At 68.8% G+C, this 18,909-nt stretch carries 18 protein-coding genes; 9 read left to right on the top strand and 9 right to left on the bottom strand.

Annotated features, from left to right (window positions below):
• From ACNPQM_RS26885 to groL, 3 genes are all read left to right on the top strand, one after another.
• A complete protein-coding gene (locus tag ACNPQM_RS26885) occupies nucleotides 1–450 on the top strand; it encodes a hypothetical protein (RefSeq protein WP_418086029.1) in 450 nt (149 codons plus the stop codon).
• 487 nt (nucleotides 451–937) lie between these two features.
• On the top strand, nucleotides 938–1,246 hold the full coding sequence (gene groES, locus ACNPQM_RS26880) for a co-chaperone GroES (protein WP_003998759.1): 309 nt from the start codon (nucleotides 938–940) through the stop codon (nucleotides 1,244–1,246).
• A gap of 100 nt (nucleotides 1,247–1,346) precedes the next feature.
• Nucleotides 1,347–2,972 (top strand): chaperonin GroEL, encoded by a 1,626-nt coding sequence (gene groL / locus ACNPQM_RS26875; RefSeq protein ID WP_327244799.1) that lies wholly within the window; start codon nucleotides 1,347–1,349, stop codon nucleotides 2,970–2,972.
• Between the two features lie 95 nt (nucleotides 2,973–3,067).
• Here the strand turns inward: groL and ACNPQM_RS26870 are convergent, their stop codons facing one another.
• The 6 genes from ACNPQM_RS26870 to ACNPQM_RS26845 all read right to left on the bottom strand — a co-directional run bounded on the left by ACNPQM_RS26870 (nucleotide 3,068) and on the right by ACNPQM_RS26845 (nucleotide 9,244).
• Nucleotides 3,068–3,763, bottom strand: coding sequence for an ester cyclase (locus tag ACNPQM_RS26870; protein WP_358860559.1), 696 nt, complete (start codon nucleotides 3,761–3,763; stop codon nucleotides 3,068–3,070).
• 73 nt (nucleotides 3,764–3,836) lie between these two features.
• A complete protein-coding gene (locus ACNPQM_RS26865; protein WP_418086028.1) occupies nucleotides 3,837–4,865 on the bottom strand; it encodes a hydroxyacid dehydrogenase in 1,029 nt (342 codons plus the stop codon).
• Between the two features lie 51 nt (nucleotides 4,866–4,916).
• Nucleotides 4,917–5,771: a carbohydrate ABC transporter permease gene (locus tag ACNPQM_RS26860; RefSeq protein WP_418086027.1), complete on the bottom strand. Its 855-nt coding sequence runs from the start codon at nucleotides 5,769–5,771 to the stop codon at nucleotides 4,917–4,919.
• Nucleotides 5,768–6,661, bottom strand: coding sequence for a carbohydrate ABC transporter permease (locus ACNPQM_RS26855; protein WP_358860556.1), 894 nt, complete (start codon nucleotides 6,659–6,661; stop codon nucleotides 5,768–5,770). Before ACNPQM_RS26855 ends, ACNPQM_RS26860 begins: the two co-directional genes overlap by 4 nt.
• Nucleotides 6,661–7,989, bottom strand: coding sequence for an ABC transporter substrate-binding protein (locus ACNPQM_RS26850; RefSeq protein ID WP_418086026.1), 1,329 nt, complete (start codon nucleotides 7,987–7,989; stop codon nucleotides 6,661–6,663). Before ACNPQM_RS26850 ends, ACNPQM_RS26855 begins: the two co-directional genes overlap by 1 nt.
• Before the next feature lie 160 nt (nucleotides 7,990–8,149).
• A complete protein-coding gene (locus ACNPQM_RS26845; protein ID WP_358860554.1) occupies nucleotides 8,150–9,244 on the bottom strand; it encodes a substrate-binding domain-containing protein in 1,095 nt (364 codons plus the stop codon).
• Between the two features lie 166 nt (nucleotides 9,245–9,410).
• On the opposite strand from ACNPQM_RS26845, the gene ACNPQM_RS26840 reads away from it, so the two are divergent.
• Nucleotides 9,411–10,940, top strand: a complete 1,530-nt coding sequence (locus ACNPQM_RS26840) for a right-handed parallel beta-helix repeat-containing protein (protein ID WP_418086025.1) — start codon at nucleotides 9,411–9,413, stop codon at nucleotides 10,938–10,940.
• A 21-nt stretch (nucleotides 10,941–10,961) separates the two neighbouring features.
• On the opposite strand, the gene ACNPQM_RS26835 is transcribed toward ACNPQM_RS26840, so the two are convergent.
• Both ACNPQM_RS26835 and ACNPQM_RS26830 read right to left on the bottom strand, forming a co-directional pair.
• Complete coding sequence (locus ACNPQM_RS26835) at nucleotides 10,962–11,735, bottom strand: SDR family NAD(P)-dependent oxidoreductase (protein WP_358860552.1); 774 nt, start codon at nucleotides 11,733–11,735, stop codon at nucleotides 10,962–10,964.
• A gap of 34 nt (nucleotides 11,736–11,769) precedes the next feature.
• Nucleotides 11,770–12,444 (bottom strand): MOSC domain-containing protein, encoded by a 675-nt coding sequence (locus ACNPQM_RS26830; protein WP_418086024.1) that lies wholly within the window; start codon nucleotides 12,442–12,444, stop codon nucleotides 11,770–11,772.
• A gap of 147 nt (nucleotides 12,445–12,591) precedes the next feature.
• Between ACNPQM_RS26830 and ACNPQM_RS26825 the strand changes: the two genes are divergently transcribed.
• The gene (locus tag ACNPQM_RS26825; protein WP_358860550.1) at nucleotides 12,592–13,482 is read left to right on the top strand and encodes a LysR family transcriptional regulator; all 891 of its coding nucleotides are present in this window, start codon (nucleotides 12,592–12,594) and stop codon (nucleotides 13,480–13,482) included.
• A 293-nt stretch (nucleotides 13,483–13,775) separates the two neighbouring features.
• Here the strand turns inward: ACNPQM_RS26825 and ACNPQM_RS26820 are convergent, their stop codons facing one another.
• Nucleotides 13,776–14,108: a WhiB family transcriptional regulator gene (locus ACNPQM_RS26820; protein WP_418086023.1), complete on the bottom strand. Its 333-nt coding sequence runs from the start codon at nucleotides 14,106–14,108 to the stop codon at nucleotides 13,776–13,778.
• 413 nt (nucleotides 14,109–14,521) lie between these two features.
• On the opposite strand from ACNPQM_RS26820, the gene ACNPQM_RS26815 reads away from it, so the two are divergent.
• From ACNPQM_RS26815 to ACNPQM_RS26800, 4 genes are all read left to right on the top strand, one after another.
• The gene (locus ACNPQM_RS26815) at nucleotides 14,522–15,133 is read left to right on the top strand and encodes a response regulator transcription factor (protein ID WP_003948568.1); all 612 of its coding nucleotides are present in this window, start codon (nucleotides 14,522–14,524) and stop codon (nucleotides 15,131–15,133) included.
• Nucleotides 15,134–15,412: 279 nt separating this feature from the next.
• Nucleotides 15,413–15,988 carry a sigma-70 family RNA polymerase sigma factor gene (locus tag ACNPQM_RS26810; RefSeq protein WP_030084428.1) on the top strand — a complete coding sequence of 192 codons (576 nt, stop codon included), beginning with the start codon at nucleotides 15,413–15,415 and terminating at the stop codon, nucleotides 15,986–15,988.
• Between the two features lie 140 nt (nucleotides 15,989–16,128).
• The gene (guaB, locus tag ACNPQM_RS26805; RefSeq protein WP_358860548.1) at nucleotides 16,129–17,631 is read left to right on the top strand and encodes an IMP dehydrogenase; all 1,503 of its coding nucleotides are present in this window, start codon (nucleotides 16,129–16,131) and stop codon (nucleotides 17,629–17,631) included.
• A gap of 104 nt (nucleotides 17,632–17,735) precedes the next feature.
• The gene (locus ACNPQM_RS26800) at nucleotides 17,736–18,860 is read left to right on the top strand and encodes a GuaB3 family IMP dehydrogenase-related protein (protein ID WP_030914322.1); all 1,125 of its coding nucleotides are present in this window, start codon (nucleotides 17,736–17,738) and stop codon (nucleotides 18,858–18,860) included.
• Nucleotides 18,861–18,909 lie beyond the last annotated feature (49 nt).

Genomic DNA, 18,909 nt, shown 5'->3' with positions numbered 1-18,909 from the left:
ATGCGCCGAGCCCTTCTCACACCACTGCTGGCGGCGGCCCTGACCGGATGCTCGTTCCTCGGCCAGGACACGCCGTGCACCAAGGTCGGCGGGGACTCGCACGTCTCCGCCGTGTGGCGGCCCGCCGACTTCGGCGGCCGGGACGCGGCGCGGATCCGGCTGTGCGTGGACGGCACCTGCGAGGAGCGGACGTCGGGCAGTCCCGGCGACCCGTTCGCCTCGTTGTCGGTCCGACTCCCCGACGACATCGGTGCGTCCACCGTGCCGGTGCGGCTCACCGTGACGTCCGTGAAGAGCGGTGACACGGTCGTCGAAGACAGCACCCGGGCCAGGCTGAAGGAGCAGCACCCCAACGGCACGTCCTGCCCGCCCACCATCTGGACGGCGACGTTCCGTGCCCACCCCGACAAGGGCCTCACCTCACCCGAGGGCATGAAGCTCCCGGGGTGAGCGACCCCACGCAAGCGCCCGTCCCCCGGCAGCACCGGAGGGACGGGCGCTTCGCGCCGTTCGGGACCAGCTGTGGGCGTGCACGGTCTCGGTTTCCCGGCCCTCGAACAGCTTGGGCAGCGCCTCGGGGCCGCAGTCGGGGCCGCGATGCCGGCGGATGAAGGCGCGGGCGCCGACGTGGGGGCCTGGCGTCCGGCATCTCCCCACCGTCGTACGGAACGGTGCGGTTCGTCCCCTCGTTCCCCGTACGCCGTCCCGATCGGAGCAGCCCGGTGCGGTGACGCCACGACCGGACTGAATTGGCACTCCGCTTGACCGAGTGCTAATCGCGGTCATAGTCTCAGCCCTGGCACTCCCCACTGGAGAGTGCCAGCAGTACTGTGCGATCGGCAGGTCCGGCACCCGCGACGACGGACCCACCTGATCGCCACCCCAGACAGTTAACCCCGCAGTTAACCCCGAGATCTCCGAAGGGGGAGGCCGGATCGTGACGACCACCAGCTCCAAGGTTGCCATCAAGCCGCTTGAGGACCGCATTGTGGTCCAGCCGCTCGACGCCGAGCAGACCACGGCTTCTGGCCTGGTCATCCCGGACACTGCCAAGGAGAAGCCCCAGGAGGGCGTCGTCCTGGCCGTGGGCCCGGGCCGCTTCGAGAACGGCGAGCGCCTGCCGCTCGACGTCAAGACCGGTGACATCGTGCTGTACAGCAAGTACGGCGGCACCGAGGTGAAGTACAACGGCGAGGAGTACCTCGTCCTCTCGGCCCGCGACGTGCTCGCGATCATCGAGAAGTAATTCACACACGTTTGCTTCCGTTCTGCGCCCCTGGTCCCCTGCGAGATAACAAGCCGGGCGGTCAGGGGCGCAGTTCGTTCGAGAGGACAGTTCAGCTCCCATGGCGAAGATTCTGAAGTTCGACGAGGACGCCCGTCGCGCCCTTGAGCGCGGCGTCAACAAGCTTGCCGACACGGTCAAGGTGACGATCGGCCCCAAGGGCCGCAACGTCGTCATCGACAAGAAGTTCGGCGCTCCCACCATCACCAATGACGGTGTCACCATCGCGCGCGAGGTCGAGCTCGACGACCCGTACGAGAACCTCGGTGCCCAGCTGGTGAAGGAGGTGGCGACCAAGACCAACGACGTAGCGGGTGACGGCACCACCACCGCCACCGTGCTCGCCCAGGCGCTCGTCCGCGAGGGCCTGCGCAACGTTGCCGCGGGTGCTTCCCCGGCCGCCCTGAAGAAGGGCATCGACGCCGCGGTCAAGGCTGTGTCCGAGGAGCTCCTCGCGACCGCCCGCCCGATCGACGACAAGTCCGACATCGCCGCCGTGGCCGCGCTCTCCGCGCAGGACTCGCAGGTCGGCGAGCTCATCGCGGACGCGATGGACAAGGTCGGCAAGGACGGTGTCATCACCGTCGAGGAGTCGAACACCTTCGGTCTGGACCTCGAGTTCACCGAGGGCATGGCCTTCGACAAGGGTTACCTGTCCCCGTACATGGTGACCGACCAGGAGCGTATGGAGGCCGTCCTCGACGACCCGTACATCCTGATCCACCAGGGCAAGATCGGCTCGATCCAGGAGCTGCTCCCGCTGCTGGAGAAGGTCATCCAGGCCGGCGGCTCCAAGCCGCTGCTGATCATCGCCGAGGACGTCGAGGGCGAGGCCCTGTCGACCCTGGTCGTCAACAAGATCCGTGGCACCTTCAACGCCGTCGCGGTGAAGGCCCCGGGCTTCGGTGACCGCCGCAAGGCCATGCTCGGCGACATCGCCACCCTCACCGGTGCGACCGTCATCGCCGAGGAGGTCGGCCTCAAGCTCGACCAGGCCGGTCTGGACGTGCTGGGCACCGCCCGCCGTGTCACCGTCTCCAAGGACGACACGACCATCGTGGACGGCGGCGGCGAGCCCGGCGACGTCAAGGGCCGGGTCAACCAGATCAAGGCCGAGATCGACGCCACCGACTCCGACTGGGACCGTGAGAAGCTCCAGGAGCGCCTCGCGAAGCTGGCCGGCGGCGTGTGCGTGATCCGTGTCGGTGCCGCCACCGAGGTGGAGCTCAAGGAGAAGAAGCACCGTCTGGAGGACGCCATCTCCGCGACCCGCGCCGCGGTCGAGGAGGGCATTGTCTCCGGTGGTGGCTCCGCTCTGGTCCACGCCGTCAAGGTCCTCGAGGGCAACCTCGACAAGACCGGCGACGAGGCCACCGGTGTCGCGGTCGTGCGCCGCGCCGCGGTCGAGCCGCTGCGCTGGATCGCCGAGAACGCCGGCCTCGAGGGTTACGTCATCACCTCGAAGGTCGCCGAGCTCGACAAGGGCCAGGGCTTCAACGCCGCGACGGGCGAGTACGGCGACCTGGTGAAGGCCGGCGTCATCGACCCGGTCAAGGTCACCCGCTCCGCGCTGGAGAACGCCGCGTCCATCGCGTCGCTGCTGCTGACGACCGAGACCCTGGTCGTCGAGAAGCCGGCCGAGGAAGAGGCCGAAGCCGGTCACGGCGGTCACGGTCACTCGCACTGACGCGCTGACGCCTCGGCTCACCGCCGCACAAGGCCCCCGTTTCCCTCGCTGTTCAGCGAGGGAAACGGGGGCCTTCGGCCGTCCTGGCCGCTGGATCAGTCGAGCGCGCCGAGCTGCCGCATCAGACCGAGGAGATCCCCGTGCCACCAGCCTTCCTGGATCCTGCCGTCCTTGAAACGGAAGATCGTGGTGCCCGTCATGGTGCACTGCCTGCCCGTGGGGGCGATCCCCATGAAGTCGCCCTCGTGGGTGCCGGTCCAGGTCCACAGCGTCACGACGTCGTCACCCTCGCAGACCTGGCGGTCCAGGCTGACGGTGAAGTCGAAGGCCGCGCGCCATGCGATCACGTCGTTCTTCAGGGAGCCGGACCCGATCACCGTGTCCTGTTCCTTTGCGACGTCGTGGTCGATGTAGTCGGGCGCGAACACCTCGTCGATGGCTTCGAGGTTGCCCCCGACAGCGATCTCGTGGAAGAACCGGCGCGACAGTGTCTGGTTCAACTGTTCGTCACGGACCACATCGAGGTCGGTGAAGGTGGGCATCCCGTCGCAGAGCGCCACCAGCTCCTGGAAGATCTGGTCGGTCTCCGGCAGCTTCGAGTTCGCCATCGCATCTTCGTACGAAGGGAATTCGACGATCTCGACGTAGTGGGACCCGTCGGAGCGGTCCTTGCCGATGAGGCTGTGCGTGGCCGTCCGGGTGCCCTTGGTCCGTGCGACCCATTCGTCCATGAGGCGGTCCATGTCGTCGAACCGCTCGGTTTTGCAGTCGATCACTTGTACGAATCTCATGGCGTCTCCCGGTCCTGCGGTGCGCGGATGGGATCCTTCCAGTTTAGAGGCGCGGGCTTTCGATGTTCGAGGCTCAGGCCGAGTGCTGCAGGCTTCCGGCGTGCACGGGGTCCGCGAAGGGCAGACCGGACGCGAACCGCTCCATCTCGTCGAGTGCCTGGTCGGCCATCCGGTGCAGCTCATTGCCCATCGAGCCTGCGATGTGCGGTGTGAGCAGCACATTCGGCAGCTCGTACAACGGCGAGAGCGCGGGCGGAAGTTCGGGATCCGTCACATCCAGCACCGCGTGCAGCCGCCCGCTCTGCAGCTGGGGAAGCAAGGCGTCCTCGTCGATCAGCGACCCGCGAGCCGTGTTGATCAGCGTCGTGCCCGTCGCCATCGCCGCCAGCTGCGCCGCGCCGATCAGATGGTGCGTCTCCGGCAGCTGCGGCGCATGCACGGAGACGACGGAACTGCCTGCGCACAGCTCGTCCAGCGCCGCGAGCCGTACGCCCAGCCGGGCCGCCTCCGCCGCGTCGACAAACGGGTCGTACAGCAGGACGTCCAGGTCGAAGGGGCGCAGCAGCTCGATCACCCGTCGGCCGATGCGGGATGCGCCGACGATGCCGACGGTACGGCGGTAGTTGCCGGAGCCGGCGAGCTCCTGTTGCCAGTCGTGGTCGGTGCGCAGGGCGGCGTAACGCTGCGCGGTCTGCAGCACCCGCTTGCCCGCGAACAGGATCGCGGCAAGGGTGAACTCGGCGACGGGCAGCGCATTGGCAGCGGCCGCCGAGGTGACTGCGATCCCGCGTTCCCAGCAGGCGTCGGTGATGTGGTGCTTCACGGAACCGGCCGCGTGCACCACCGCCCGCAGCCGCGGAGCGCCCTCCAGCACCTCGGCGGTCAGCGGCGTCGCACCCCAGCAGGTCAACAGCACGTCGGCCTCGGCGAGCGCGGCGGCCGTCTCCGGTGTCGGGTCGGCCAGGTCGTGGGCGACGAAGCGGGGATCCGTACGGGTGAGGGCGGCCAGTCGCGTGCGGTGGCGGTCGGCGAGGAGCCGGTCGGCGATGCCGGGGCCCATCGCCAGCAGGGCTTTCGGCCGGTTGTCAGTGGCGTGGGGCATGGTGGAACTCGGACTCCTCAAAGGGGGCTCGGCTCAAAGGGCGGGTGACGGTCACTTGACGCTTCCGGCGGTCAGCCCCGCCTTCCAGTGCCGCTGCAGGGAGACGAAGGCGACGATCAGGGGGATCACGGCGAGGAGGGATCCGGTGACGACGAGCGGATAGAAGCTCGGCTCGCCGTGGGTGTTGGTGTTCCAGGAGTACAGACCGAGGCTCAGCGGGAACAGTTTGCGGTCCGACAGCATCACGAGGGGGAGGAAGAAGTTGTTCCAGATCGCGGTGAACTGGAAGAGGAAGATGGTCACGAAGCCCGGCATGACCATGCGCAGCCCGATCGACCAGAAGACGCGCAACTCGCCGGCGCCGTCGATACGGGCGGCCTCCAGCGCCTCGTTCGGGATGTAACCGGCGGAGAAGACCCGCGCGAGGTAGACGCCGAACGGGTTGACGAGGACGGGGATCAGCACGGACCAGTAGGTGTTGACCAGGCCGGTCCTGGACGCCAGGAGATACATCGGCAGGGCGAGCGCCGTGGTCGGGACCAGTACACCCATCAGCACCAGGCCGAACAGCGTCTCCTTGCCCCGGAATTCGTATGTGTTGAAGGCGTACCCCGCGGCGACACAGATCAGCGAGCAGACGACGGCCCCGCCGCCTGCGTAGAAGAGGCTGTTGAGGTACCAGCGGAAGTAGATGCCGTCGCCGTAGGCGGCGAGGTTCGACAGGTTCTCTCCGAGATTGAAGCCGTCGAAGGAGAACGCGTTGCCCGCGAGCAGACCGCCGGTGTCCTTGGTGGCGGCGGTGACCAGCCAGACGAGGGGGAAGAGCATGTAGACGACCGCGAGGACCAGGAAACCGTTGACCGCCGTCCTGGACATCCAACGGCTCTTCGGAGCTGAGGAGCTCATGCCTTCCTGCCCTTCCGGCCGGTGAAGCGGGTGACGGCGAAGGACAGCAGCGCGGCGGTGAGGGCCAGCAGGATGGAGGCCGCGGCCGCGAGGCCGTAGTCGTTGCGTTCGAAGGCTGCGGTGTACGCGTACATGTTCGGCGTCCAGGTGGAGGAGACGGCGGATCCGGTGCCCTTGTTGAGGATCAGCGGTTCGGTGAACAGCTGCAGCGAGCCGATGACCGTGAACAGGGCGACCATCACGACGGAGGCGCGGATCAGCGGCACCTTGATGCTCAGCGCGATGCGCCAGGCGCTCGCCCCGTCGACCGTGGCCGCTTCGAGCACGGACCGGTCGATGGCCTGCAGCGCCGCGTAGAAGATCACCATGTTGTAGCCGAGCCACTCCCACAGGGCGATGTTGACGACGGACGGGAGCGCGCCCTCGGGGGAGAAGAAGTCGAAGCCGATACCGCCGGACTCCATGGCACTGATGACCGGGCTGAGCTGCGGCGTGTAGAGGTACACCCAGATCAGCGCGGCGATGATGCCCGGCACCGCATGCGGCAGGAAGAGCGCGAGCTGGAAGAACCGGCGGGCGCGGGCCAGCGTGGAGTCCAGCAGCAGGGCGAGGGCGAGGGCCCCGATGAGCAGCAGCGGAATGTAGAAGAGGCAGTATCCGAGGAGTACGCCGAAGCCCTCGCGGAACGCCCGGTCGCCCAGCGCCGCCGTGTAGTTGTCGAGTCCGCTGAAGACGGTCTCGGTGCCGCCGAAGCCCAGGCCGGACTGCTTCTCGGTGAACAGGCTGAGCCAGACCGCGTATCCGATCGGCACCACCATCGCCAACGTGAACAGCACGAAGAAGGGCCCCAGCAGAATGGCGGCGGCTCCGGTCGTCCGGGCGCGCTTCATCAGCCTGCGTCCTCGACCTTCAGACCGCGCTTCTTCAGCTCGGCGACCGTGGCGTCATGGCCCGCCTTGACCGCATCGGCGATCGTCGTGCCGCCGGCCGCGACCTTGCCGAACTGGTCCTTGATGGCGGTGTTCGTCGTGCCGGTCGTCGGACCCCAGGTCCAGTTGGGGCCGATGGACGTCGCCGCGCCCTCGAACACCTGGTAGATGTCCTCGCCGCCGTAGAAGTCCGCGTCGAAGGCCTTCTTCGCCACCGGGCGCAGCTCGGCCGCGGCCGGGAAGGCGCTCGACGTGCCGGACTCGATCCGGGCCTTGATGCCGTCCTCGGTGGTCGACATCCAGGTGGCGAACTCGACCGCGGCCTTCGCCTTCTTGCTGGTCTTCGTCACCGCGAAGGTGGAGCCGCCGAGCATGCCGCTGGCCGGCTTGCCGTCCCAGCTGGGCATCGGGGCGACCGCCCACTTGCCGCTCTGCTCGGGCAGGGTGCCCTTCAGGACGCCCGCGCCCCAGGTGGCGCCGAGATAGCCGACGGTGCCGCCGCTCTTCAGGGAGTTGGTCCACTCGGGGCTGAACGAGGCGTTGGCGCGTATGAGGTCGTCGTCGAGCAGACCCTGCCAGTAGTCGGCGACCTTGTTGGTGGCCGCGTCGGTCGTGGTGACCTTCCACGTGTCGCCCTCGGCCTTGTACCACTGGGCGCCGGCCTGCCAGGCCATCGCCTGGAACGTGGTCGGGTCGTCGGGGAAGAACGTGCCGATGCGGGCCTTCTTGTCGGCCTTCTTGACCTTCTCGGCCGCCTTGCGGAACTCGTCCCAGGTGGTGGGGACCTCGACGCCGTACTTCTCGAACAGGTCCTTGCGGTAGTAGAAGGACTGCGGCGAGGCGTCGAAGGGGACGGCCCAGTTCTTGCCGCCGAGCGTCGTCAGCTCCACCGCCTGCGGCAGCAGCTTCTTCCTGATGTCCTCGGTGAAGTACTGGCCGATGTCCTGGAGCGCGCCCTGACTGACGTACTCCGGGAGCTGCGGGTACTCGATGGAGACCAGGTCGGGGGCGTTGCCCGCCTTCACCGCGTTGGAGATCTTGGCGTAGCCGCCCGCGTTGCCGGACGGGATCTCCTCGTACACGACCTTGATGTTCTTGTGCGAGGCGTTGAACGCGTCAACGACCTCCTTGGACCCCTTGGCCCAGCCCCAGAAGGTGATGCTGACGGGCTTGCCGTCGCTTCCGGGGGCGGCGCTGTCGTCGCCGCTGCCGCCGCAGGCCGTGAGTACGGCCAGGGCGGTGGCGGCGCCGGCGAAGGCAAGGGACGTTCTGGTCGAACTGCGGCTCACAGCGAGGCTCCTGAACAGGCGACGACATTGGCGTTGGCCGTGATCTTTGAACCAGTCGTGACCGAAGTCAAGAGCGAAAGATTGATTGATCGAAAAAAGATCAAACAAGTTACGTACGGAAGTGGACGGCGGAGCTGCGGGAGGGGGCCTCGGGGACGGGCTACGGGAGGGACGAACCGCACGAGTCGCGGACCCGCAGCTGCGGCAGCAGTGTCAGATGGCGCCGCGGCGCGCCCCCGCCCTCGCCCAGCCGTTCCACCAGCAGTCCGGTGGCATGCCGGCCCACATCGCGCTTGGGCGGCGCCACCGCCGTCAGCGGTGTGTCCGCGAGCGCCGCCACCTCGTCGTCGTACGCGATCAGCGCCAGGTCGTCCGGCACCCGCACGCCCAGTTCGGCCAGACGCTGCACCACCTGGATCGCGTCCACGTCGTTGTGGATCAGCGCCGCCGTGGCCACCCCCGAGACGACCGCCTCGCGCAGCGCCTGCACCGCCGCCTCGAAGGCGTCGGGAGTCAGCTCCGCCGGTACGGAATCGATCACCTCCTGCGGTGCGCGCAGCCCCAGCACGGCCAGTGCCTCCGCGTATCCGGACCGCACCGCGATCGCTGTCGGGGAGTCGGCACGGGCCATCAGCAGCGGCGCCCCGTGCCCCAGTTCCACCAAGTGGCGCACGGCGAGCAGCACCCCGTGGGCATGGTCCGAGCAGACCCGGTCCAGGCCGTCCAGCCGCGAGCCCGCGGCGGGCCGGCGCTCCAGCAGCACCGTGGGCACCGGCAGTGAGGCGATCCAGTCGCCGAACGCCGCCGGGTCGCCGGGATGCTGCCAGCCGGGCGCGATCAGCAGGCCCTCGGCGCCCGCCGAGAGCAGACCCTCGGTGCGTGCGTGGTCCTCCTCGGGGCGGTAGTCCGAGATCCGCAGGATCAGCCTTGCCCCGGCCCGGGCCGCCGCCTCGTGCGCCCCGCGGATGACCTCGGCGAAGTAGTACGTCGCGGAGGGCGCGAGCATGCCGAGGACCGGGCCGCTCCCCGCGCCGGTGGCCGCGCCGGCGGCGCCGGTGGCCGCGTGGTCCTGCGGCCAGGAGACCGAGCCGTGCACCCGGTCCAGCAGGCCCCGGCCCGCCAGCTCCTCCACGTCCCGGCGCGCCGTGACCGGCGAGACGCCCAGCTGGGAGGCGAGATCGGAGACCCGGGCCGAGCCCCGTTCCCGTACCAGCCCCAGTAGCCGGTCATGACGTTCAGCAGCAGTTTCGCGCACGGCAGCAGTCCCCTCGCAGTGATCCGACCCCGGGGTCGACCCTAGTCCAGCGTGATCGAACGATGGAAGTTTCGATCATTCAAACGCAATCCATTGACGTTCGATCAATCCGAGTCCAGGATTCCGGCGATGCCGACTCGACCCTGACTGTTCGTACGGAGGAATTGTGAGACATCGCGTCATCGCCGCAGCGCTCGCGGCCCTGACTGCTGCCGCAGGTGTGACCGTCGCGGGCCAGGGAGCCGCACAGGCCGCACCCACCGGCCGCACCTTCCATGTCGACTGCTCGGCCGACCCGGCCGGTGCCACCGGCAGCAAGCAGCACCCGTGGACCACCCTGGCCGAGGCCGGCGCCCGTACTTACGGCCCCGGCGACCGGCTGCTCTTCAAGCGTGGCACCACCTGCACCGGCACCCTTGCCCCGCGGGGCGCCGGCTCCGCCCGCGCCCCCTTCACCATTGCCGACTACGGCAGCGGCGGGGCCCGCGCGAAGCTCGACGGTGCGGGCGCCCACGACGTCGTCCTGCTCTCCAACATGCAGTACGTGCACCTCGGCGACCTGGAGATCACCAATGCCGCCGCCCCCGGCAGCGAGCGCAACGGGGTCAGGCTGCGCCTGACCGACTACGGCATCGCCCGCGGCTTCAAGATCTCCGGCCTGTACATCCACGATGTGCGCGGTGGCGACTACAAGACGGTCTCCGGCTCCAGCGCGATCCACATCGCGGTCGAGGGGAAGGCAGAGCCCAGTGCGTACGACGGTCTCGACATCAGCCACAACCGCATCGAGGACGTCGACCGCGAGGGTATCTACTTCAAGTCGACGTTCTCCAAGCGCGATCTGGTCGGTCAGCAGCAGGACCCGAACGTCTACCCGGGGGAGTGGACGCCCAGTACCGGCGTCCGGATCCACCACAACTCGCTGAAGTCCCTCGCGGGTGACGGCATGAAGCTCGACACCACCAGCGGCGCCCGCGTCGACCACAACAGGGTCGACGGCTTCCAGCTCCGCTCGCCCTCCGCCAACGCCGGCATCTGGACCTTCAACACCGACGACACGACCATCGAGTACAACGAGGTCTCGGGCGGCGGAAACACCCACGACGGCATGTCCTTCGACGCCGACGGCGCCTCGCAGAACACCGTCTTCCAGTACAACTACAGCCACGACAACACCGGTGGCTTCCTGCTGATCTGCCCGTACAGCGGCGCCAAGACCATCGGCACGGTCGCCCGCTACAACGTCAGCCGGAACGACGGCGCGCGCCTCATCCAGAACTGCTGGGGCCCGATCCTCGACACGCAGATCTACAACAACACGTTCCACAACAAGGAGAAGGTGCCCGGCTACCTCGTCCAGGACGACGCCGGAAGCCCCGCCACCACCCGGCACGAACTGTCCGTCCGGAACAACATCTTCGTGAGCGAGGGCACCGGCGGCTACGCGTTCAAGAACCCGACCCCCGGGCTCTCCTTCGACCACAACGCTTTCTACGGCATCGACATGACCCGCCCCAACCCCGGCGGCATCACCGAGGACCCGAAGCTGCGGGACGACTTCCGGCTCGGCAACGGCTCGCCCGCCCTCGCCGCCGGAGCCGTCATCGAGAACAACGGCGGCAAGGACTGGTTCGGCAACGAGCTGAAGCCCGGCGCCCCCAACATCGGCGCGTACGCGGGCCGCGGCGTCGAGTAATCCGCACACCGTCCGACCGCCCTACTGCGGACCGTACTTGCGGCCTGTCTTGGAGGTGACCCCTCCGAGCAGGCCGCGCGGCGCCACCTTCACCAGCCCCATCAGCGCCTTGTACCGCGCGTCCGGGATCGACACCGACTTCCCGCGCGCCAGATCCGCCAGCGCCGATGTGACCAGCTTGTCCGCGTCGAGCCACATCCAGCCCGGGATGTTGCCGGTCCCCATCCCGGCGCGCTCATGGAACTCGGTCCGTACGAAGCCGGGGCACAGCGCCATCAGCCGCACCCCCGAACCGGCCAGGTCCTTCGCCGCGCCCTGGGTGAACTGAACGACCCACGCCTTGGACGCGCCGTACGTCCCGCGCGGTACGAACGCCGCCACCGAGGCCACATTGACCACCCCGCCCCGCCCGCGTTCCTTCATCCCCGCCGCGGCGGCCGAGGTCAGCCGCAGCACCGCCTCGCAGTGCACTTTCAGCATCTTCAGCTCGTCCGCCATCGACACATCCAGATAGCGGCCCTTGTTGCCGAACCCGGCATTGTTGATCAGCAGATCGACAGGCTGCCGACGGTTCGTCAGCCGCGCCTCGACCGAGGCGATCCCGTCGTCCTCGGAGAGGTCGGCGGTCAGCACTTCGGCCTCGATGCCGTGCCGGTCGTGCAGCTCGGTGGCCTGTTCCCGGAGCCGCTCGGTGCTGCGCGCCACCAGCACCAGGTTGTGCCCGTCGGCCGCGAGGCGCCGCGCGAAGGCGGCCCCGATTCCCGCGGTCGCGCCCGTAATCAATGCAGTCGTCATACGCGGCACGTTAGTGCCCCGCGCACCGCACTGATCACTCGCCGGGCGCCTGCGACTCCACGTACTTCAGGGCGGCGCGCAGCGTCTCGGGATGCAGTGCGTCCCGGGCCGGGAGCAGCTCCGGCAACAGGTCCCGTCGCGTCGTCGACGCCAGGAACTGCATCCGTACGGTGACATCGTGGTCCGGCCGGTGAACGATCTCGACCGGGTCCCCGGCGCGGATCTCGCCCGGCTCGATCACCCGCAGGTAGGCACCCGGAGCGGCAGCCTCCGTGAATCGCCTGACCCAGCGCTTCTCCCCGAGGTGGCCGGCGAACGTGCGGCACGGAATGCGGCCCGACGTCACCTCCAGGACCAGATCGGGTCCGATCCGCCAGCGCTCGCCGATCCTCGCGCCGCTCACGTCCAGGCCGGCGGTCGTCAGGTTCTCGCCGAACGCGCCGTTGGCCAGCGGGCGGCCGAGCGAACGCTCCCAGACGTCGAGATCCTCGCGGGCGACGGCGTACACGGCCTGGTCCGAGCCGCCGTGATGGCGCAGATCGCACACCGCGTCCCCGGCCACCCCGCTGCCGCCGCTGCCCTTGGGACCGGGATCGGTGACCCATACCGGGCCGTCGGCCGGCCGCTTACCGATCCCGGTGACGCCTCCGGCGGCGTCGGTGTAGTCGACGGCCTCGGGCCGTCCCGCATTCACAGTCAGCAGTTCCATGCAGCGAACGCTAGTGCGCCTCCCGGCAAGCCGTGCCCCGTCCTACGGGCGGACGGCGCTGCTTTCGAAACACGCTCCGGCGGCCCCACCCCCAAAGCCACATGTGAATAATTCGCATGTGTCCCAAGCTGCCCTTATGGTTGAAGCGTGATCGAAGCCCGTCATCTCCGTGTCCTGCGCGCCGTGGCCGCCACCGGCTCGTTCTCCGCCGCCGCGCGCGAACTGGGCTGCACCCAGCCCGCGGTCAGCCAGCAGATGAAGGCTCTGGAGTCCTCGGCCGGCACCACGCTGCTGATCCGGACAGGGCGCGAGATGCGGCTCACCCAGGCGGGTGAGGCGCTGGTACGTCACGCGTCCGGCATCCTCGCCGGGCTGACCGCCGCCGAGGAGGAGGTCGCCGCGATCGCCGGGCTGCGGGCCGGCCGGGTCCGGCTCGTCTCGTTCCCCAGTGGCAGTTCCACTCTGGTTCCCGGGGCCCTCGCCGCCCTGCGCGCCGCCCACCCCGGGACGAGGGTCTCCCTGGTCGACGCGGAGCCGCCGCGCTCGGTCGAGATGCTCAGGGAGGGGGACTGCGACATCGCTCTGGCGTTCCGCTACGGCGCCTCGGGCGGCGAGTGGGAGGATCTGGTCGTGCGCCCGCTGCTCACCGACCGGCTGATCGGCCTGGTTCCCGACGGGCACCGGCTGGCCGGCGCGGACGCGGTGGGGATCGGTGAACTGGCCGACGAGTCCTGGATCGCGGGCTGCCCGCGCTGCCGTCGACAGCTGGTGGAGGTCTGCGAGAAGTCCGGTTTCATTCCCCGGATCGACTTCGCCACCGACGACTACCCCGCGGTGATCGGCCTGGTCGGGGCCGGTCTGGGAGTGGCCGTACTGCCGGAGCTGGCGATCGAGTCGGTACGTCCCAAGGGGGCCCGTACGGTGACGGTGGAGCCGGCGATCGAACGCGAGATCGTCGCGCTGACTCTTCCCGACCTGGCTCACGTTCCCGCGGTGGCAGCCACCCTGGACCAGCTGTCCCTGGCGGCCGCCCGCTAGTGCTGCGACCGGAGAGGTTTGCCGGGAAGCTCGCGGCGTCCGGTGCGGTGCATCGTAAGGCGGAGGATCGCCCTCGTACTGGACGTACTCGGGTGATGCGACAACGCGGCGAGGGATGGGGTCTCCCCTGCTCGAGCGAAGCCGAGAGCTCGGGGAAGTGCCGGGCGTCGCGAGCCGGTGAACCTTTCCGGTCGCAGCACTAGACCGGGGCCGGGGCATGCCACTGGCCCGCCCCGCAGGCATGCGGTGCAGGAACGTTTCTTCCGTTGTTGTGCAAGGCGCGGAAGGATCGATCAGCCGTGTCCGGACGGGGCGGCCATCCCTGTGGGTGCCGCCGCGATCAGCCGGTTGCGGGCCCGTCCCATGAGCTCCTCGCGCTCGTCCTCGGTCAGTCCGCCCCACACTCCGTAGGGCTCGCGCACTGCCAGGGCGTGCGCCGCACACTCGGCGCGTACCGGGCATCGCATGCAGACCTCTTTCGCCGAGCTCTCGCGGGCGCTCCGTGCCGCTCCGCGCTCACCCTCCGGATGGAAGAACAGCGAGCTGTCGACCCCACGGCAGGCCGCCAGCAGTTGCCAGTCCCACAGATCGGCGTTGGGTCCGGGAAGGCGGGAGAAATCTGCCATTGCTTGTCTCCTCGAAACCATGGTGGGTCGGAAACGTCGTTGTCGTTCGTCGTTGGACCGGTGCCCATGACCGTACATCTACGGTGCTAGTAGATGTAAATATGACTGATTGCGAATCTAGCCACAGACACCAGCAAAAGGGAAGAAAAGTGACTAAATGGGGCATACGTTCAAGTGAAGTTCGGTTGACGGCTTGACGATCCGCGCCGCTCTCCTCTGTGCACGGTCCCTCACGTAGAGTGCCGAACCCGCCCTGCGGGCCCGTAACTCTTTCGAGTGACCATCGTTGAGAGTGCGGAGGCGGTTGGCAGAAAAAGCGATCGGGCAGATGTCCGAGAGCGTCAATCGCACAGGTGACGACTTGTAACAGCCTGGAGGCTCAAGGTGACGCGCATCAGCTGCGGAGGACGGTCATGACATCCGTCCTCGTCTGCGACGACTCCCCGCTTGCCCGAGAGGCGCTCCGTCGCGCGGTCGCGACCGTGCCCGGCGTCGAGCGTGTGACGACGGCGGCCAACGGCGAGGAAGTTCTCCGCCGCTGGGGAGCCGACCGTTCGGATCTGATTCTGATGGACGTACGCATGCCCGGTCTGGGAGGTGTGGAGACGGTCCGTCGGCTGCTCTCCGCCGACCCCGGGGCCCGGATCATCATGCTGACCGTCGCGGAAGACCTGGACGGTGTCGCGCTCGCGGTCGCCGCCGGCGCCCGCGGATATCTGCACAAGGACGCCTCCCGCGCGGAGCTGCGGGCGACCGTCACCCAGGCGCTGGCCGATCCGACGTGGCGGCTCGCCCCGCGTCGGCTGCGGTCCGCCGAGATGGGTGCGGCGCCCACGCTCACCGCGCGTGAGATCCAGGTGCTCGAAGGGATGAGCCATGGCCGCTCCAACGCGGAGATCGGGCGCGAGCTCTTTCTCTCCGAGGACACGGTGAAGACGCACGCCAGGCGGCTGTTCAAGAAGCTCGGCGCCTCGGACCGGGCGCACGCCGTCGCACTCGGCTTCCGCTGGGGCCTGGTCCGCTGATGACCGGCCATGACCGGTAACCGGCCGCTTCCCCGTCCGCACTTCGGCGGACGGGGTGACGGGGGCGGCGGGACGTCGATCGGCTGCTCGGCGGCCTCGGTATGTGACGCTTCCCGGCCGATGACGCATCCTTGAGATGTGGAGTTCCTCGGGAACGATTCGGTCGAGCGGAAGGGGAGGGCGCAGGACATGACTTCCGGCGCACCCGCTCATAACGCTTCGGTGCACAACTACGGACGCGGTGCCGCGGATGAAGCGGCGTCGAGGCACCATGGTCCGATGCGCGACGACGAGACGACGGTGATCGGTGCTCTGGTGCACCGCGCCGTCGACGGAGACGCCCAGGCCACCCATGATCTGCTGGCCCATGTCCACCCCCTCGCGCTGCGCTACTGCAGGTCAAGGCTGAACCGGTTGCCCGGTGATGCTCGCCACTTTGTGGAGGACCTGGCGCAGGAGGTCTGTGTCGCGGTGCTGATGGCGTTGCCGCGCTACAAGGACACCGGCAGGCCCTTCGAGGCTTTCGTCTTCGCCATCGCCGGCCACAAGGTCGCCGATCTCCAGCGGGCCGCGATGCGGCACCCGGGGTCGACCGCCGTGCCCTCCGACGAGATGCCGGAGCGGCCGGACGATTCACTCGGGCCCGAGGAGCGTGCACTGCTCAGCAGCGACGCGGCCTGGGCCAAGAAACTCCTCGCCAATCTTCCGGAGAACCAGCGCGAGCTGCTGGTTCTCCGGGTCGCGGTCGGTCTGACCGCCGAGGAGACCGGACAGATGCTCGGCATGTCGCCGGGTGCGGTCCGGGTGGCTCAGCACCGCGCACTGAGCAGGCTGCGCGCCCTCGCCGAGCAGTAGGGCTGCGTCGGGCTCTCCTTGTGTGCAGGTTCCGTACGAAGCTACAGAACCTCTAGGTGATCTTGATCGTGGAATGAGATACCCCCGGAGGCCGTTAGCATGGACATCCGCACCGATCAAGGCCATTTGGGGAAGGTGTCATGACTGCAAACGTCGACGGAGTGCCCGAGAAATTCGCGACGCTCGGGCTGACATACGACGACGTGCTGCTGCTGCCCGGCGCGTCCGACATGGCGCCCGATCAGATCGACACCTCCTCGTACATCTCCAAGAACGTACGGGTGAACATCCCGCTGCTCTCCGCAGCGATGGACAAGGTCACCGAAGCCCGCATGGCGATCGCCATGGCCCGGCAGGGCGGCGCCGGTGTACTGCACCGCAATCTCTCCATCGCCGACCAGGCCAACCAGGTCGACCTGGTGAAGCGCTCCGAGTCCGGGATGGTCACCGACCCGATCACGGTGCACCCGGACGCGACCCTGCGTGACGCCGACGAGCTGTGCGCCAAGTTCCGCATCAGCGGCGTGCCGGTCACCGACGCCGCGGGCAAGCTGCTCGGCATCGTCACCAACCGTGACATGGCCTTCGAGTCCGACCGGTCGCGCCAGGTGCGCGAGGTCATGACGCCGATGCCGCTCGTCACCGGCAAGGTCGGCATCTCCGGCGTGGACGCCATGGAGCTGCTCCGCCGCCACAAGATCGAGAAGCTTCCGCTGGTCGACGACGCCGGGGTCCTCAAGGGCCTCATCACCGTCAAGGACTTCGTCAAGGCCGAGCAGTACCCGAACGCCGCCAAGGACAAGGAAGGCCGACTGCTGGTCGGCGCCGCCGTCGGTGTCGCGGGCGACGCGTACGAGCGGGCCCAGGCGCTCATCGAGGCGGGCGTCGACTTCATCGTCGTCGACACCGCGCACGGCCACTCCCGCCTCGTCTCCGACATGGTCGCCAAGATCAAGTCGAACTCCTCGGTCGATGTCATCGGCGGCAACGTCGCCACCCGTGACGGTGCCCAGGCGCTGATCGACGCGGGCGTCGACGGCATCAAGGTCGGCGTCGGCCCCGGTTCCATCTGCACCACCCGCGTGGTCGCCGGTATCGGCGTGCCGCAGGTCACGGCGATCTACGAGGCCTCGCTCGCCGCCAAGGCGGCCGGTGTCCCGGTCATCGGCGACGGCGGCCTGCAGTACTCCGGCGACATCGCCAAGGCCCTCGTGGCCGGTGCGGACACCGTGATGCTCGGCTCGCTGCTCGCGGGCTGCGAGGAGTCCCCGGGCGAGCTGCTCTTCATCAACGGCAAGCAGTTCAAGTCGTACCGCGGCATGGGTTCGCTTGCCGCGATGCAGACCCGTGGCGACCGCAAGTCGTTCTCGAAGGACCGCTACTTCCAGGAGGGCGTCGCCTCCGACGAGAAGCTCGTCCCCGAGGGCATCGAGGGCCAGGTCCCGTACCGCGGCCCGCTCTCCGCGGTCGTCCACCAGCTCACAGGCGGTCTGCGCCAGTCGATGTTCTACGTCGGCGGCCGCACCGTCCCGGAACTCCAGGCCAACGGCCGGTTCGTACGGATCACCTCGGCGGGGCTCAAGGAGAGCCACCCGCACGACATCCAGATGACGGTCGAGGCGCCGAACTACAGCAGGAAGTAACGCATCACCACAGGTGAGGGGCGGTCCGGGCGCACCGGGACCGCCCCTCAGCCGTGTGTCGGGGATACTGGGAACGCAGACGTAGAGGGAAAGGCCACACCATCGTGACTGAGATCGAGATCGGGCGCGGCAAGCGCGGCCGCAGGGCGTACGCATTCGACGACATCGCCGTCGTTCCGAGTCGTCGCACCCGCGACCCGAAGGAGGTCTCGATCGCCTGGCAGATCGACGCCTACCGGTTCGAGCTGCCGTTCCTGGCCGCACCCATGGACTCCGTGGTCTCCCCGCAGACCGCGATCAGGATCGGCGAGCTGGGCGGCCTCGGCGTCCTCAACCTCGAGGGCCTGTGGACCCGGCACGCCGACCCGCAGCCGCTCCTCGACGAGATCGCCGAGATGCCCGTGGAGTCGGCGACCCGCCGCCTCCAGGAGATCTACGCGGCCCCGATCCAGGAGGAGCTGATCGGGCAGCGCATCAAGGAGGTGCGCGACTCCGGTGTCGTCACCGCCGCCGCGCTCTCGCCGCAGCGCACCGCGCAGTTCTCCAAGGCCGTCGTCGACGCAGGCGTGGACATCTTCGTCATCCGCGGTACGACGGTCTCCGCCGAGCACGTCTCGGGCGCGGCCGAGCCGCTCAACCTCAAGCAGTTCATCTACGAGCTGGACGTCCCGGTCATCGTCGGCGGCTGCGCCACGTACACCGCGGCCCTGCACCTGATGCGGACCGGCGCGGCCGGTGTCCTCGTCGGCTTCGGCGGCGGCGCCGCGCACACCACGCGCAACGTCTTCGGCATCCAGGTCCCGATGGCGACCGCGGTCGCCGATGTGGCCGGGGCCCGCCGCGACTACATGGACGAGTCCGGCGGCCGGTACGTGCACGTGATCGCGGACGGCGGCGTCGGCTGGTCCGGCGACCTGCCGAAGGCCATCGCCTGCGGTGCGGACGCCGTGATGATGGGCTCCCCGCTGGCCCGCGCGACGGACGCGCCCGGCCGCGGCCGGCACTGGGGCATGGAGGCCGTCCACGAGGACGTGCCGCGCGGCAAGCTGGTCGACCTGGGCTCCGTCGGCACGACGGAGGAGGTCCTCACCGGCCCCTCTCACACCCCCGACGGTTCGATGAACATCTTCGGGGCGCTGCGCCGGGCGATGGCGACGACGGGATACAGCGACCTCAAGGAGTTCCAGCGCGTCGAGGTGACGGTGGCGGACTCGCAGCACCGCCGCTGATTGGTGACGGACATACGGAAGGGCCCGGACCGCTTGAGCGGTCCGGGCC

It is taken from the genome of Streptomyces sp. NPDC056231, assembly GCF_048270745.1.
GTDB lineage: Bacteria > Actinomycetota > Actinomycetes > Streptomycetales > Streptomycetaceae > Streptomyces.
This window is presented reverse-complemented; position numbering and strand designations above follow the sequence as displayed.

Coding starts and splice junctions, on each gene's coding strand:
- ACNPQM_RS26885 (WP_418086029.1), top strand. CDS start 1: ATGCGCCGAGCCCTTCTCACACCACTGCTGGCGGCGGCCCTGACCGGA.
- groL (WP_327244799.1), top strand. CDS start 1,347: ATGGCGAAGATTCTGAAGTTCGACGAGGACGCCCGTCGCGCCCTTGAG.
- ACNPQM_RS26870 (WP_358860559.1), bottom strand. CDS start 3,763: ATGAGATTCGTACAAGTGATCGACTGCAAAACCGAGCGGTTCGACGAC.
- ACNPQM_RS26865 (WP_418086028.1), bottom strand. CDS start 4,865: ATGCCCCACGCCACTGACAACCGGCCGAAAGCCCTGCTGGCGATGGGC.
- ACNPQM_RS26860 (WP_418086027.1), bottom strand. CDS start 5,771: ATGAGCTCCTCAGCTCCGAAGAGCCGTTGGATGTCCAGGACGGCGGTC.
- ACNPQM_RS26855 (WP_358860556.1), bottom strand. CDS start 6,661: ATGAAGCGCGCCCGGACGACCGGAGCCGCCGCCATTCTGCTGGGGCCC.
- ACNPQM_RS26835 (WP_358860552.1), bottom strand. CDS start 11,735: ATGACGACTGCATTGATTACGGGCGCGACCGCGGGAATCGGGGCCGCC.
- ACNPQM_RS26830 (WP_418086024.1), bottom strand. CDS start 12,444: ATGGAACTGCTGACTGTGAATGCGGGACGGCCCGAGGCCGTCGACTAC.
- ACNPQM_RS26820 (WP_418086023.1), bottom strand. CDS start 14,108: ATGGCAGATTTCTCCCGCCTTCCCGGACCCAACGCCGATCTGTGGGAC.
- ACNPQM_RS26815 (WP_003948568.1), top strand. CDS start 14,522: ATGACATCCGTCCTCGTCTGCGACGACTCCCCGCTTGCCCGAGAGGCG.
- ACNPQM_RS26810 (WP_030084428.1), top strand. CDS start 15,413: ATGCGCGACGACGAGACGACGGTGATCGGTGCTCTGGTGCACCGCGCC.
- guaB (WP_358860548.1), top strand. CDS start 16,129: ATGACTGCAAACGTCGACGGAGTGCCCGAGAAATTCGCGACGCTCGGG.